General features: G+C 45.3%; 11 protein-coding genes. 8 read left to right on the forward strand and 3 right to left on the reverse strand.

All coding sequences use genetic code 11. The features are described from left to right. Nucleotides 1-807 (reverse strand): DsbA family protein, encoded by an 807-nt coding sequence (locus tag LIX00_RS25145; protein WP_227357420.1) that lies wholly within the window; start codon nt 805-807, stop codon nt 1-3. A gap of 1,224 nt (nt 808-2,031) precedes the next feature. Between LIX00_RS25145 and LIX00_RS25150 the strand changes: the two genes are divergently transcribed. The 3 genes from LIX00_RS25150 (at nt 2,032) to LIX00_RS25160 (ending at nt 4,217) form a co-directional block, all read left to right on the forward strand. After that, complete coding sequence (locus LIX00_RS25150) at nt 2,032-2,280, forward strand: hypothetical protein (RefSeq protein ID WP_227357421.1); 249 nt, start codon at nt 2,032-2,034, stop codon at nt 2,278-2,280. Nucleotides 2,281-2,541: 261 nt separating this feature from the next. Continuing rightward, complete coding sequence (locus tag LIX00_RS25155) at nt 2,542-3,111, forward strand: hypothetical protein (protein ID WP_227357422.1); 570 nt, start codon at nt 2,542-2,544, stop codon at nt 3,109-3,111. 347 nt (nt 3,112-3,458) lie between these two features. Next, a complete protein-coding gene (locus LIX00_RS25160; RefSeq protein WP_227357423.1) occupies nt 3,459-4,217 on the forward strand; it encodes a M99 family carboxypeptidase catalytic domain-containing protein in 759 nt (252 codons plus the stop codon). A gap of 336 nt (nt 4,218-4,553) precedes the next feature. Here LIX00_RS25160 and LIX00_RS25165 read toward each other — a convergent pair whose 3' ends face one another. Beyond that, complete coding sequence (locus LIX00_RS25165) at nt 4,554-5,519, reverse strand: DsbA family protein (RefSeq protein ID WP_227357424.1); 966 nt, start codon at nt 5,517-5,519, stop codon at nt 4,554-4,556. 811 nt (nt 5,520-6,330) lie between these two features. Between LIX00_RS25165 and LIX00_RS25170 the strand changes: the two genes are divergently transcribed. The 3 genes from LIX00_RS25170 to LIX00_RS25180 all read left to right on the forward strand — a co-directional run bounded on the left by LIX00_RS25170 (nt 6,331) and on the right by LIX00_RS25180 (nt 8,797). After that, entirely contained in the window at nt 6,331-6,606 is a 276-nt protein-coding gene (locus LIX00_RS25170) for a DUF8044 family membrane protein (protein ID WP_227357425.1), read from the forward strand. A 51-nt stretch (nt 6,607-6,657) separates the two neighbouring features. Further along, a complete protein-coding gene (locus tag LIX00_RS25175; protein WP_227357426.1) occupies nt 6,658-7,671 on the forward strand; it encodes a DUF4350 domain-containing protein in 1,014 nt (337 codons plus the stop codon). A 118-nt stretch (nt 7,672-7,789) separates the two neighbouring features. Beyond that, the gene (locus LIX00_RS25180; RefSeq protein ID WP_227357427.1) at nt 7,790-8,797 is read left to right on the forward strand and encodes an AAA family ATPase; all 1,008 of its coding nucleotides are present in this window, start codon (nt 7,790-7,792) and stop codon (nt 8,795-8,797) included. Between the two features lie 413 nt (nt 8,798-9,210). Here the strand turns inward: LIX00_RS25180 and LIX00_RS25185 are convergent, their stop codons facing one another. After that, nucleotides 9,211-12,336: a hypothetical protein gene (locus LIX00_RS25185; RefSeq protein ID WP_227357428.1), complete on the reverse strand. Its 3,126-nt coding sequence runs from the start codon at nt 12,334-12,336 to the stop codon at nt 9,211-9,213. A 427-nt stretch (nt 12,337-12,763) separates the two neighbouring features. On the opposite strand from LIX00_RS25185, the gene LIX00_RS25190 reads away from it, so the two are divergent. Further along, complete coding sequence (locus tag LIX00_RS25190) at nt 12,764-14,062, forward strand: outer membrane protein assembly factor BamB family protein (RefSeq protein ID WP_227357429.1); 1,299 nt, start codon at nt 12,764-12,766, stop codon at nt 14,060-14,062. 963 nt (nt 14,063-15,025) lie between these two features. Then, nucleotides 15,026-16,651, forward strand: coding sequence for an ABC transporter substrate-binding protein (locus LIX00_RS25195; protein WP_227357430.1), 1,626 nt, complete (start codon nt 15,026-15,028; stop codon nt 16,649-16,651).

Raw genomic sequence — 16,651 nt, forward strand, 5'->3', positions numbered from 1 at the left:
TCACAGTCCGAGCATATTTTTGAATACACTGTAGCTCTGTCTTCCAACAATTTTCGTCACATACTCATTCGATCGGAAGGCGACAAACGTTGGCGTTCCCTTAAGGTTTGCGTCCTTTGCAGCTGCATAATCCTCTTTGACCTGTTTCTTTTGCGCTTTCGATTGAGCGTCGTGGATGATTTCCTCTCCGCGTACCTGGGTCTCTTGCTCAAGGAATGCTTTCGTTTTCGAAAATATGTTATCACTATTGAATTGGCTTTGGTTGTCGAAATAATAGGATTTTAGATCCCAGAATGCTTCTTCATCTCGAATATGCGTGGCTTCAAGGGCATAGATCGCGCTAGCTCCCCACTGATCGACGACTGGTATTGTTCGTAAAACGAAGGAGAGCTCACCAGAATCAATGTGGTTCCGCTTGAGTTTTGGATACGTATTTTTCTCAAAATGCACGCAGGTAGGGCAAGAAGGATCCTCAAAAGCAATGAGAGTTGCATTTGCGCTAAATGGAGTAGGTCCACGCGTTGGCTCGTCAAAAATTCCAGTCGTCGTCGGATGGTCTGGTGCTGATTGAGTAGTCGTGGTCGTTTCCTCAGAAGTGGTGGTTGTTTGCTCCGTCTGCTGTTGAGACGTTCTACTTGTTTTTTGCTCTATTGTGGTTTCCGTTGTTGGCGTTGTCGTCGATTCTGTTGGCTGGGATGTAGATGTGTGGGTAGAGCGTGTAGTATCTGACTTATCTGATTGTGAAGTACAACCTGCTAATAAGAGACCTGCAGGGACTGCTGTCCGAAGGAGGGTACGTCGATTCATCGTTGCTAGTTTTTCTCTCTTCGTATTTAGAGCTACTGTTTAGGCGTCCATTATTAGCAAACTAGGAAATTCTAATTATAATGCATGTACTCACATCGACTGCTTACATAAGAAATATCATAAATAAAAATAAAAGCAATAAACTACTCTTAACCACCGTTGTGGGATCATGAATGAGATCTGAGTCAACAGAGCAGAAACGCAGAAAATACGTTTAACGTTGAATCCTCTACTCAAATACATAATAGAAAAATTTTCAATATATCAGCGGTCAGAATGGGCATGAATATGCTTCTCCTGTATGGATCTCAATTGATGAATGTGACACATGAATTTGCTATGAGGGCTGGAGTAATGGCGTCAGAAGGTCTGTTTCTGCCTATCTTGCACGTTGTCCAATTCGATGGCACAGTGTTGTTTTTCTGGCTACCTCTTGTAATTGTTGGATGGGTCAAATTGCAACTGAAGAAACATATCATACGAGGTGTTTCGTCTATGTCTTTCAATTCTACCTGTTCTATTGTGAGACCATTCAGTGATTTCGGTTCAAATTACCTCCATACCAACAACGCTCTTTATTACAAGAGTTTTTTGGCACCAATTTGTGCGGCTCACAATAACTCTGATCACTTCAAACAGGTTTATGCCCCTGCAACTAATCTCAGTCTGTGTTACAATGTTAGGGTTGTCATGCTTTGAGAAAGTAATGAAATTTTGACTAAGATTAATATTTTATTACCTTAGTATATACTATCTGAGCAATCAGCAATATCCGATTTAGAGGAAGAAACCAGATAAATGATGATCACCACAAAGCATTTACCAGCAGCTAATTCATCATCTTTTGACGAGGTTGCCTCTGACAGGATATGGATCCGGCTCTAGAACCACGATCCCCGCCTCGTCACCCTGTTGTCACAAAATGAGCCAAAATTCATGCATAGCGGTGCCCGAAAAACTCGGAGATTCTTTGCCCATCCCGAGCTAGTAAATATCCTGGATTTTCTCTTATGTGACACGGTTTAACCATCTGTGAGTGGCGTTTATGTGGGTGACAGAGCGGAGTACTACGAGTGGAGACCGTTTACGCTCCTTGTGAGAGTAGATTATTTTAACTCCGAATAGAACAGCATGTACTATGTGATTAAAGTACTATGGTACAATAGATAATGAATAAATTCGAGGATAAAAAATTTAAGCATCTAATAGCAACCTATGGATGTGATGCGGACAAACAAAAATCCACCCGGAGAATTATCAGAAAGACAACTGCTAAATGAATTTGTAGAATTAACCAGAGAAACTTCCGAATCACTGGATGGATATGAAGAGGCATTTCGTCAAAAACGTGAAGCAGAATTACTAGCAGAAATTGGAGAACGCCTTGAAACTCTAGAAGCAATTAAAGCATTACTTGACGTCGATTCGGAAAACGTAGCGAATAGGAGAAAAAGCTCAGAAAACCCTGTATGATAGCATGGTTACATAAATCTAAATAGTCCAATAGTTTCCATCTAGAGGTGAAAATAATGTTACGATGAAGGATAACGTTTTTATCCCTCTGGCGTTTATCTACCTTCGTAATTAAGGTCAAAAAGAGGTGCTGATCAAATTTTGACTCGGAAATATACCAGAAAAAATTTGAAACAATGCCACCCCGATAAAATAAATATATCTTATACTAATAAATAAAAACCTAGTCTAACGATCGGGTTCATCAAACCTAACCAGAAAATGATCGAAGAAGATGGGTTCTGTCCACGAACGGGAGCAAAACTTTCGCAATCCGCTCACTATACTGAAAACGGTAAACAACGAGTTGCAGTAGCTGATGCGTTTGGTGTGAGTGGTACAGATGAGGGTGAACTTACGAAGGGTGCGGTTCGATCATCAAAAGTAGCCTTATTCAATTATTTTCGCCGTTGCCATCAAGAACACTGTGATGATAATAAGACATTATATCGAAAAACAGCTTTGGTACTGAATCGACTTAAAAAGGCAGCGACAGGATCTCAACATAAAGACCTTTTTATATGGTACGCACTGCAGCTTCGGCTCTATCGCCGTGGATTTTCTGTCGAGTGGATGCATACCCATTCGGCGCTTCGCTGTCCCCATTGTCATAGCCCACTCAAATATACGAAAACTGAGAGCGATATCATAGAAGGTTATTGCCTTTCAAACTGCACCAATGAGAAAGAAAACAAAATCGAGGATATCAGACAAATCATCGCTGATCTTTATAATAATGCCTTCGACGAACCAATTACGTCTGAACAAATCCTTCAGTTCAAACGCGATTGAAACCGAAGATAGTAAAATTAACTCACTAATTCCTCTTCAGTATCATGATAGTATGTAACTCAATAATTATTCTTGATTGCTAATTTGCGTGGCTATTCCCCTTCGCCAGATTTATTCTCATCCACCTTTAGTAGGCGATTTATACTTTGGTCGTAAGTGGAGTCTGACGAAGAAATAGCTCTCTTTCATATATTGTATATTCTATATTCACCCCCAGAATCTGTATCATCCCCCCCATAACAAAATGGGGACTTGGATATTGATTAATTGCAATGCCAAGTATGAAGTCTGGTAAGAATACCAGTGAAAGAAGCGACTCGAGTTCACGACGTTCCTTCCTTCGACAAATGGGTGGAGCATTGGCTATTACTCCACTAGCAGTGACGACTCAGGGGAAAAGCCGAGCCGAAACGCGAACAACATACAAAATCCGTGAGGGAACCCCTGACGAAACAACCGTCTATAAGATTGATTCTGGTAAACCCGGGCCAACGGGCGTTGTTGTGGGCGGTCTTCACGGGATTGAAGAAGCAGGGTATATTGCTGCAAACGATGTTACTGAGTGGTCGATTGATCAAGGTAGCTTAGTGGTCATCCCGGAAGCGAATCAAACCGCCATCAAACAAGACACATATTCAAATGACAATGGGAACCTGAATCGGAAATTCCCCCCTGGAAAAGAACCTACAACCCCACTTGCGCGTGAAATCTGGAATGTGGTCGCCGGTTCAGATCCCGATATCGTACTTTCGTTACACAGCTCGAAAGGGATTTATCGGTCTGATGTTGGACCGGACGGTGTGGGACAGGCGATTTACCCAACAATTGCTCATGGAGCAAAAGAAGATGCTGTAATGACTGCTAAGTATATGAATCGGTATCACCTTGACCAGTCATTGCCTGACCACTATCGATTCCGACGTGGTAATTTGATTGACGCTGACCGGCCTCTTCTTACACATAAGGTTGCAGGGGATCTACACGAGGTCGGATTTATTGTGGAAGTAACGCGATACGGAACTTCTACAGATTTGCGAGTCCGATGGACGCTTAATATTATCCGTCACCTTCTCCGTCGACATGGAATTAATCGGGTCTATCGATAGTCCGCAGAAGATCAACTTTCGGTTGTGGTACTGGAACCCTCTTTTTGGGGAAGTGGTCCAATCCCGTGTTAGAATTTTCATAGTATTTTCATTGTTTACTATTTCTGATCATGGGCGAGGTAGTTAGAAAGCTAGTGACGGCAGTGGTGATAGGATTCAAGAACCTTGGTATGCAACCAGTTTTACAAACGAGTCGGTTATTAATATGGAGAGTAATTGACAACTCAATGTAATCACTCTGTAGTTAATGTCCACTATGCAATAAAAATCTAAAATTCTCTGTGACTTGGAAACTCTACCGTTCTGGGCGAGAAAGGACTTTCAGCCTTTTTATTTCTAACCTAGATTCGCAGGATCTACTTTTTCACCATTTAGATAGATCTCTGCACCTTTCGTCACATTGAAGGAGGTGATATCTCCAGTGAAGGTATAGCTGTCTTTCCATGGGCCTACGCCACCGTTCACTTCTGACCCAGAGACAGTATCAGCCGGATTTATAGAAGCACCGTTTGCCTCGCTTTTTTCAACTGATCCTGAAACAACGAAGTCATAGTTTGTCCAGGTTTCCGTTTTGCTTCCGTCAATGGTGATTGTCGACGTTGACGATGTGGATGACAACCGAGATTCAATCCAATTGAGGAGGGTTTCCGGTTCATGGTGTGGGGGAGTTGTCTCACCGTTTAGTTCAAGGGTAGGTGTAAACGAGACACCGACACTTCCCGCATCATTCGCGGTCTCTTTGACAGCAGTATCGTACTGGCCGTCCTTTGCCCGATCGATAATCGTAGATCGGTTACTGACATTGGCTTCTTGGAGATGATTTTCCATCTCGCTATGTGTGACCGTCCCCGAAACGAGACTATCGAACATCATCTCAAAGAATCCCCAATAGTCGGTGGGTTGGACGTCCCAAGCACTCAACGCTACCTCCGAAATACGTGGGTCACTACTCGAGATATAGTATGTCGAGGATCCGTGAGACGTAGTTCCTGGTGGCTGATACGCAAGCGCGCGGAATTCCAAATTTAGCCTACCGGAATCCACGAACTTGTCCAATACATCCTTGAGATTGTTGTTCACAAAGTCCTGAGTGTATGGGCACTTGAAGTTCCCATACAACGTTGCAGTTGGGTTGCTCGCATCCGTCCCCATCGTCGCATATTCAAGGTCGCTTGTTTGGTCTGGTATAGGTGCCTCACTCACAGAACGAGTGGCACTTGCATTCCCAGCCAAACTGATCCCCAGTGCTGAGGCAGAGATTGTTTTTATGAATGTTCGCCGTGTTGAGGTCTGTCGCGCCATCACCTTACCCAAAAAACACGATGGACAAAATCCCCCCTCATTGTTTCGAAGTTTGAAAAGTTGGTCACTGTTTCTCGACTGTTGCGAACCATATGCAACCATAAGATTAATAAGGCACAAGTCTGGCTTTCAACAGACCAGCTGGAAACCAACACCTAAACTAAATGCGGTAAATTTGATATATTGGCAAGCCAAAATAGGGGGTGAGAATTGAGAAATCTCCAGTGAAACCCTTTCAGTTGTCTCTAAGCGAGGATCACTATCATAGCGAACTGCCTTGCCTACTCTACTCTCACTAGTCGCTCCATTGGGGGTGATGACAGAGCGACTGATTTTGGCGATGAACAGAAAACTTATATGCAACGGAGTTTGTGGTAGAATTGCTTCAATTCATGAAGCATGGGCAGTTCTGGTGTGCGCAACACCGATCTGCCCCCTGTCATGCTTACTACTACAATTGAAGATCCAAATCAATAAACCGTAGTTATGGAGGCTGAAACCCCTCGATTACAAACGTGCACAGAAGACTCCATCAACGAGAGCATTACTCAATGAGTTAAGGATACTCCCAAGGGGGATGGAAGGAGAGCCAAATTTTACTCAGTAGCTTTGAGTCAGGATACTGAGGACTCGTGGACAGCCCTCCGTTTTCCACGAGGCATGTAATGTACTCAAGTTCAGCAAAATATACCTGCCGGTTTCTTCATCTTTTACATTTTCTACGTGTTTTGTCTTTGGACTTGGACGAGGTAAATATTGGGAATTATGAAACCGATACTTTGGTAAGCGTGCTATTCGTTATTCGAATTAAATGCCGACACAACAGGGACGCAAATTCATCCACTACCAACTTACGTGGATGCTAGGAGCTCTCGTTATTCTCACGCTGTTACAAGCAGCAACACTGGAACTCTTCTTTGTAGTCACTCTTATTGGTTTTCTCATCATGATTGAATTGACTGCTCCAGTCTACATAACACCAGAATGGAGACAGCGTCTTAAGTGGCTCATTGGACTCGGCCTTTTAATCTTCGCGTATGTCGTTGTAAAGCGAGTGCTTGCAATTTTACCACCAGGAGTATTCTAATACATGCGATCTCCACGAAATTGGAGTAGACCGCATCAATTACTAGCTGTCATGACCTTCGTTTCCATCACGGCATTAATTATTGCTGCTAGTACCTCTGCAGCATCATTTGGTGCTTATAATTCTGGTTGGGATGGTGGTTCGGCGCTGCGGACAGAGGCAAAAGCCACGGGAGCAACGCCGAAAGTTCTCCAAGAGACTGAAGATTACAAGAAGGTCCCCGCAAATGAGAGCATTGCTTTCATTCTCTCTCCTGACAGTTCTTATAGATTCAAATCACAACAACACATCCAGAAGTATGTCCAAAATGGTGGGACGCTTGTTGTCGCTGAAGATTTTGGGAGACATTCGGACTCTATTCTTCAAGCACTTGGCATTCAGGCTCATTTTGATGGACGTACTGTATACGACAAGCGATACAACTATCGCTCTCCGGCGATGCCCCTTGCCCGCAACCTCTCAAATCATTCCCTTGCGACTAATGTATCTGCACTCACGTTAAATCACGGCACCGTAATCCGGACACAAAACGGTACAAGTATCGCTGAGACGTCTGGATATGCTTTTATAGATTCCAATCAGAATGCAGAACTTGATGGAAACGAGACAATTTCAAACTACTCGGTCGTAACGGCGCACGCTGTTGGTCAGGGCCGTGTCATCCTCGTTAGTGATCCGAGTATATTCATCAACGCAATGCTTGATCGGCCAGGGAATGAAGAATTTGTTCAAAATCTGGTTAGGGACAAGAGCTATGTTCTACTCGATTACTCACATTCCGCACAGATTCCACCGTTAATGGCGGCAGTACTAATCATTCGTGACTCCGCGATAGCGCAGATACTTATTGGCGGAGGTCTTCTCTTTGAGCTCGCCATTTGGATTTCCAATCCTAGGTTATTCTCACGGCTATTACCCGGCTACTCTACGAATGAACAAACTCATAAACAATTAATGGATCGGGACGCAATGTTTTCCTATCTCAAACGAAAGCATCCGAATTGGGAAGAGGAACGGATAGAGCGAGTCGTTACGGCGCTTCAAAATCGCGATCGCCAAGATTGACATCCTCGCCGGGCTAAAGGATGGAGCTCTCTCCTCACATCTCCGCAATTTAAATAGCTGCCTGATTCTTGATTGGCGAACCAATTGATTTAAGAATTTTGCGTAAGAAACTCCAATGATGACTACCCCCGCAGATTTTCATGATCAGATTCTTGATGAAGTTGGGACGATACTCCTTGGCAATGAAGAGATCGTCGAAGGACTTACTATCTCTCTTCTTACGAAAGGTCACGTTTTGTTGGAGGGTGTTCCTGGTGTCGCAAAAACTACGATTGCAAATGCCTTTGCGCAAGCGACAGGGGTCAATGCAACACGCATCCAAATGACTCCTGATCTCCTCCCAGCTGACATTACTGGCACTCACATTTATCGAGAACCGATCGGGGAATTCGAACTCCAGAAGGGGCCGATTTTCTCGAATTTAGTAATTGCCGACGAAATTAACCGAGCGACGCCAAAGACACAAAGTGCACTGTTAGAGGCGATGGAAGAGCGAACAGTAACAATTGAGGGGGATAGCCTCCCTCTGCCGTCGCCGTTTATGGTAGTCGCAACGCAAAACCCCATCGAGATGGAGGGAACATATCAACTTCCAGAGGCACAACGAGATCGATTTCAGCTCAAGCTAACTGTGGATATTCCGGATGAAGAGACAGAGCTTGCATTAATCGATCAATTTAATGACCAACCGGACATCGATATATCTCAGATCTCACAAGCAATCACTGCCGAAGAGTTGGTATCTGCACAAACAGTAGTGGCCAACGTTTACGTCGCAGAGGCATCGAAACGCTATCTTCGAGAATTAGTCGCAGCTACACGGACACACACTGCTATTGAACACGGAGGATCTCCCCGAGCTACCTTAGCACTATTGAAGACAGCGAAAGCACGAGCCGCTCTCCAAGGACGAACATACGTCATTCCGGACGATATCAAACACCTTGCGTTACCCGTTTTGCGACATCGACTCATACTCAACTCCGAAGCAGAGTTAAGCGATCAGTCAATCGATTCTGTTCTTGATGACGTATTTAGCCAAGTCACAGCACCGAGCGGCACAACAGAGTCACAAATCAAACCTCCGCAAGCGGCGAGTGATGGCGGTGCTGAAAACCCGTTGTAAACCAACTGTCAAACGACCAAAGATGGAGTTTGCCGTATTCAATATTTCTTCGGGTGCGTTCTGTAATTAGATAGAACTGGGTTGCGCTACTAACGCGGAGATTGTATCTTGAATCACCGAGTACATAGTATCACCTAGGTAACTTCCCTCGAAACTACGCCGATACCGATTGGGAAGAAGACTCTCAATGAGTGGTATTGTGTTTGTCGCACTCTGACCCCACTACACAATTTTCGAAGACCACCGGTCGATGGATATTCAGTAGAAGATAAGACGACTAAGAGGAAATACCTATATATTTCTGAATTCGCTTGCTACTCTGTCGGTAATGGTGATCATAGAGTTTAACATACGAGATGTATGGGTGATGGAGTTCCAGAATTCAAAGGTTGGTTCTAATACTGGATAGGTATCTATATGGAACCTTCAAAAACAGCGTAACCTATTACTTCCGCGTTCTGGTGTCTCGTTTCATCATCTACACTTTGTTCTTCTTCGATTTTAACCTCAACGCCAGTGCTTGACAGATTCCGATAACGTAGATTTGATGTGTTAACACCATTGTAAGTTTGTATATCAGCAATAAACTGAGGAGATTTGTAGTTTTGTTGGAAAGGGATGTGATACCATTGATGTGTGACGTTTTCTTCGGTACGCTGTACCTCAAACGGAACACGGTTAAACTGCCCGCTGGCTTGTTGAAACGCAACGTAGCCAAGAGTCTCTCTTGTATGCCACGGATCAGAACCCTCTTCTTGAAGCCCTACCGCGAACGAATCGCTAGAAATATTTCTAATCCTTGATACAGTTGGCTGAGGACCATTGAACGTTTGTGGTTGTGCTAGGATAACTGGTCTCTCTGTACCGAAGAAGTCACCCAGAGGAATAGAAGAGAAATTATGAGATACTGACTCGGTTCCTGCCTTTATTCGGAAGATAGAACCGTCATCTAACTGTAACTCTTGCTCAATTTGTTCTACAGCAAGTGTGTGGAACGTCTCACTCTGGTGCCAACCGTCAAGATAATTCCATTCTTCAAGTTTGTACTCGAAGTGACCGTCAGCAACATTCCGGAGGCGGACGTGACATGGTTGGCCACCATTATGCGAGAGAGGCTTTCCAATAACGACGTGCGTTGATTGTATACTTGAATTAACTTGATGCCATGAATCTCTGTCCTGTTGAGGGCTAGATATCGTATTAGTTAAGAGAGTGGGCTCCCCGAAAACTGCATATCCAACTGTTTCTTGTGTATGATTTGTTTCGCTATCATAACTCCGAGCTTCTTCAACTTTGACCTCAACACTTGTGCTTGTTAGATTCCGATATCGAAGACTTGCCGGATCAAGGCCATTAGTTGTTTGCAAACTAGCGATAAATTTCGGATTTCTATATTGTTGTTCAAACTCAATTTGAGTCCATTGGTCAGTCACCGTCTCTGCGGTTTGATGAACTTCAAACGGTCTATCATCAAGATACCCTGTTTCCGGCTGAAGTGCAATATAACCGACCGTCTCTATCCGATGATCACCCTGGTCTTCTGCTTCTTGGATTTTCCCTTCAAATGAATCACTCGAGACATTGGCGACTCGCGAGACAACTGGGTCTAACCCATTGAATGATTGCGTTTGAGTGAGAACAATCGGTTTTATCGTACCGAAGAAGTCTTCGAAGGATCTAGTTGTGAAGGTTTCATCAGTAGAGATAGTTCCTGCTTTCATTCGGTATGGGTAACCAGAGTCCAACTCTAATTTGTATTCAGCCGGTGTTACAGCGAGTGTGCTGAATGTTTCGTTTGTATGAGAGCCATCAAGGTATCCCCATTCTTCGAGCTTATACTGGAAGTCGCCATCCATACTATTCTGTAGACGAACATGGGCTGGTTGACTACCATTATACGAGAGCGGTTTTGCAACGACAACTCCTGTGGGTTGGTTATCCGACTTAGTCTGATGCCATTCATCGCGAGTCGATTGGTTAGTGGACAGTGTGTTTGTTGAGAGGAGCTTGCCTGGTGTGAATGAAGTTCCGTCTACACTCCATGTCGCGGGGCCACTTCCTTTAGCCGAAACGATTCCACCAGTAACATAGAAAGCATATACCTCTCCCGCTGGAACTGTCCCTGTAGCTTTCTGTGAATCTGGTGGGCGTGCTGGAGAGTCATTCGCTCCCCAGTCCATTGTCACGGTCGCACCATCATCGCCCGCCGGGAGAACGGACGTACCAGCGGTAATCTGGTATGAAGAAGTGGATTCGTTACCGGTGTTATCAATACGAATTAGTTGCGCCGATTGCTGTGGAACTTCTCCAAGGGACGGTGGATTTGGCAATGGCGGTTGTGTATTCGGTGGAGTAGGATCGCCGTTAGTGGTTACTCGATCTCTCACATATGAAGAGTCTGTCTGTGGGCCATCACCACCCAGGACACCTGACACCTCCCCCCATTCCTCAGGTGTTTGCTCTATCGAGACAGCGTATTGATAATCATGGTCATTCCGGACGTGGATGTTCTGGAGCTGAAGATATTTGAGGTTTGCAACAGTACCATCATTCATGTGTCCGTTTAGGGTATAAATCGCATCATGGTATTTCTCTGAATCATAACTTATTCGGACGTTTTGAACATTGAGTCGTTCACATGGAGTTGCAGCTGTGATCGGCCCACCACAGCTCGAATCTAAATAGCGATGATAGAAGTCACTATCAGCGATCGTAAGTGTTCCATCATAACTGTTGATACCGTTATCTGGATCCGCTGGATCAACCGCCTCTACACTCACGCCACGCTGAAGTGATCCACCCGACCATGCTTGTATTGGATGCTGATCGTCTTTAATTGAGACACAGTTCCGCACCTCTGAATTTCCGCCGAGACGAATACCAACCTGCGTGTTCCGGAAGAAACTATTATAGATCCGGAGCGGACCCTCTGGTTTTTTGGCGTAAATCGTATTCTCTGCCCAAAGCTCAAACCAACAACGGTTAAATACAAGTTCACCCTTCCCAGATTCCACTAAAATAGCACGGCGGTTGCTTGCTTCGGTGGGTTCACACGCACCTTCGTGGAAATAACAGTCTTGGAGTAGTCCACGAGTACCCTCGGCTGCCGATAGCCGGAAATAGGTTCGAGCATCGCTTGAGTCATTAGACCCAACGTTCGAGTCCGTAGCTGCTCGAACTTTTCCTCGAGTAATTAATCTCTTGAGTTCCCAGTCTCCAGAACTGTAGTTCATTCGTACGAAAGGCGGAATCTCCGTATCTCGCATATCAAGTTCAAATCCATCCAGCACGAATCCATACGAGTATACGTCGAACCATCGAACGTTGTCTCCCGATTGACCGGGAATAAGACGTGCACCGTCTGGTGCGATAAGTTGGAGATTATTGAGACCAGACGGAACAACGAGTTCATTGAGTTTGTACGTCCCTGGTGGGAACACAATAGTAGTATTATCACCAACGATCCGATCAAGCACAGAGTCGATAGCTGTATTCCCAGTATTATCCGCACCTTCGTCTACTATGTTATACGTAGGCATCTAAATACACCCTCCTTGTGATTGAGTTTGATCGACTGAAGACGAACGATTCCCTTGGTTAAGAATTAGCTTTTCGAGAATTTTGAAAAATGGCCGATCAAGTCCATTGTTGAGACATCGTTCGGCCTGAATTGCTATATGATTTCTGACAGTATTTACAGCGATCATCGTCTCCGTTGCGTTTCGTTCTTTTTTGCGTAGGTGTTTATAACTATCTACAATTATTTGTACAGTCTTCATTCTTACTGGTAGAACAAAAATGTTTCAGGCCCATATGTTTTACCATATGTATCAAAAATCAAATCGATAGATTAATGGGATAGCATTATTTTTTATAGTGTAATATATGAGCGATCGCTCCTCAGGGAAAAATCGTAGAAACAGCCGGCGAACGTTTTTAAAGGCTGTTGGGATCTCAATGGGCACAATGAGTGTGGAGGTTACGAATACTGCAGCTCAAGAGAGAACTGCGAAAGACACTACTGACACCAACAGATGGACAACAGCCAGATCGAATTCGAAGCGAACTGGCGCGATTAATGCGGATGGGCCAACCCCGTTTGCAACGACGAGCTGGAAAATGGATTTGGACGGCAGTATGTTCTCCAAGGAACCAGTAGTAGCCAATGGGCTCGTTTATCTTCCGGTGACGACGGACAACACTTCAAGTGAAAGTGAAGGGTACATCGGTGCTTACAATATAGAGACTGGCGATCAAGTATGGAAGGAATCCGATCTCCCTTCACCGAAAACACCGACCATTAGCGACGAAATGCTATATTTTGCTACAAATATATCAGAGACTGATGAAGATAACAGAGGAGGTCTCTATGCACTAGATATCGAAAACGGTGAAACCAGATGGAGCCGAACAAATTTTCTCAAGTGGACTTCCCCAATCGTCACGGTAGATCGAATATACACATCGAATAAGGAAGGTGCATACGCACTCAATAGTAGGACTGGTGAGACGATTTGGAAAACCGACGGTGTTGGCATGCTATCAGACGGTAGCGACGGAGCTCTAAGCTATCACGACGGAACGATATTTTTCAGCGATGGAACAGCTTTGAATGCAAATGATGGCTCGGTCAAATGGAGAATCACTGATCAGGAAACTACTTTCAACAATCACGTTATCGATAATGGCCTCGTATATTATATTAGAAGAGAGTTTATTGAAGGTGATGATGATATTGTCACTGTCGAAGCGCGAGCAGCAGATAGTGGGCGAGTTGAATGGTCGTATTCCCCAGAAACTGGACAGGTGGTAGACAGACGATTTGCAGTCGCAAATGGTCATGTCCTCCTCTACGATTCGAACGAAGATAGCGTTCTAACAGCCCTTGACGCTGAGACTGGTGCGAGAATTTGGAGAAAAGAACTTGCTGGAGAGTTCTTTAGCAATATCACAGTAGCGAATGAGACGATCTATATCGGCGGTCGATACATGTTACCCTCCAAGCCTGGAATAGGGCGAGCAGCTGTCTATGCACTCGATCTCACAACCGGTGATCGTGAATGGACATATTTGTTAGACCCAGCTAATCTCGTTACGAATCCAGAAGGGCCACCAGCAGCTGGAACGCCTGTTGTGGCAGCTGATAAGATTTATACATCCACATATCCGGCTGGTTCATTGCTTGACCATCAATATATTCAGTATTCGAATTTCTTTGTTCTTGAATCATCCACCACCCGACCAGATGCTGACATGAGGATCTAAGAATCATCCCAACTATTCTTCGGTATATCCATTGAGTATATTGACCAACTGAGGCAGAGCTCTGCGGTTTTATCGAGGGTTCTCCCACACCGCCGACATTCAACCTCTACGTCTTATTGCTCGCTAGACAGGAAGAATCGATGGATCCTTGGCAGGATATTCACAACATTTCCACTGACCCTGGCTAATAGGCTTGTGAATTCCGACTCCTAACAAAAGAATCGATGATCGATACGAAATATTTTCCCCAAGTATTTCACTAGAAGTTAGCTCCTAATTACGATTCTCTTTTTAATGGTAATATTCACGACTAACAGGGAAGGAAGACCATCTTATTTATTAGAAAGATCTATTCGTTCGAGTTTTCCTCCGCATTCGGGGCAGACAATATGCTTTGTCAAAGCGTTGGCTGTTGCACTACATGATTTGCATTGATAGAGTGGTTCTTCCTTTTTCGTAGATCGGTACCGCATGATGATCGTTTCTAGAATCGACATTTTCACTCGTCTGCAACTAGCACTTCGCGACCCAAAGCATATGTAGTTACTTACCGTTTCGATTATCTCTAGATTATACGTGTTGAATGTTTCATGAGGGATCACTGGTAGAGGTCGTCCACTTTGTCGAGCTTCCATTCCTTCTGTAGATGGGTGCGGCGAGTGTGGGCCTTTGCGTTTTTGGATTCAGGTTTCCTATAGATCAGTTGTTTTGGTAGTCTTTTCATCGATGTGAGTTAGCCATAAGTGATAAGCGTGTAAATGCCGTTATCGGTCAGTCTTTTTCTATTCTCCGCGGACCCAAATCCTTCGTTCCATCTCTATTTTACATAAAACATCCTCCAAAGCAGTATTTTCCACATTATATTTTGGAGAATGGTATTCCATCCGACTAAATCAGAATTCTTTTATATGGGTTGTTACCTGGATAGGTATATGCCAGCGTTTACCTATGAGGTGAAATAGAATGGCAAACAGCGAACGAACCCCAGATAAGATTAAACGACGGCGTCTTCTCCAGGGATTCGGCGCAATAGGAATTGCTTCACTTGCCGGCTGCAGCGGTAGTAATAACAAAAACAATAACAAAAACGGCTCGAATCAAGGGGGCCAACAATCACAGAGCAGCAAACTAACGCTTGCACAAGTGAAAAGCCCACTTGAATTTGACCCCATTGTCCTTAACGATGTCCCATCTACACAGGTGGCGGATCGCGTGTTCGAGGGTCTTTACACGTATGATAGCGGAATCAACGTCGTTCCGCAGATGGCGACCGGCAAACCGGAAGTCAAAAACAACGGAAAGACGTACATCGTAAAGCTGAAACAGGGACCAAAGTTCCAGAACGGTGATCCCGTTACGCCCGAGGACGTGAAGTACTCGTTCGAAGCGCCGGTTAAAGAGGAGACGGAGAACGCCGCGGAGCTGAACATGATCGATTCGATCACGAAGGTCGACGATCGGACGGTCAAGTTTGATCTCAAGTATCCGTACGGTCCGTTCATGAACTCGCTGACGTGGTCGATCGTTCCTAAAAAAGTTCGTGAGAAGGACAAGAAGAAGTTCAACAAGAAAAAACCGGTCGGCTCCGGCCCGTTCAAATTCGATAGCTGGCAGGAAGGGAAATTCGCGAGGATTAAACGATGGGATGGCTACTGGGGCGATCCGAAGCCGAACCTCGCAGAAGTCGAGTACAAACCCATTGAAGAGCCGACGACGCGCTTGACGAGTCTACAGACCGGCGAGAGCGACGTCATCGAGGAGATTCCGCCCAAGCTCTGGCAACAGGTAAAGAGCATGGGCGACGCCAGTATCGAGTCGGTCATCGGGATGGGGTACTTCTACCTCGCATTCAACTGCAAGGCCGGCCCAACAGCCGACCCGAAGGTGCGCGAGGCCATCGACTACTGCTTCGACATGGATCAGGCGATCTCGAACTTCGTCGAGCCGAGCGGGGTCCGCCAGTACAGCCCACTGCCGAAACAGATCGCCGAAAAGTGGGGGATGCCGCTGAACAAGTGGAAGCAGATCCCGCACGACAAAAATATCGACAAGGCGAAGACAATCCTCGATGATTCTGACTCGGTTCCAGACAATTGGAATGCAAACATCATCGTCCCGCCGGACGACAAGCGCGAACAGCTCGGCGTCACTGTCGCCAACGGGCTGAAGGAGGCAGGATACAATGGGAACGTTCAGCGACTCGACTGGGGCGCGTTCCTCAACAAGTACGTCTCGGGGAAGCCGAGCGACTATAACATGTACACCTTGGGATGGTCAGGCACGCCCGACCCGGACGCGTTCACTTATTACTTCTTCACGAAGGAGGCGCACGGAACGACGGACGGCACCTTCTACAACGGTGTGAGCGAGCAGATTGTGAACGCACGGCAGTCGGCCGACCGCGCCGAGCGAAAGAAGCTGTACACGAACGCCATCACGCAGTTGTTGGAAGACCGGGCACATATCCCGGCCTACAACATGAAGAACAGCTACGGTATGAAGAAGGAGGTGAAGGGATTCAAGGCGCATCCCGTCTCGAGCTTCGTCCTCTCGACGGACTACACGAACGCGTCGATCGGATCGAAGTAA

The organism is Haladaptatus salinisoli, assembly GCF_020614375.1.
GTDB lineage: Archaea > Halobacteriota > Halobacteria > Halobacteriales > Haladaptataceae > Haladaptatus > Haladaptatus salinisoli.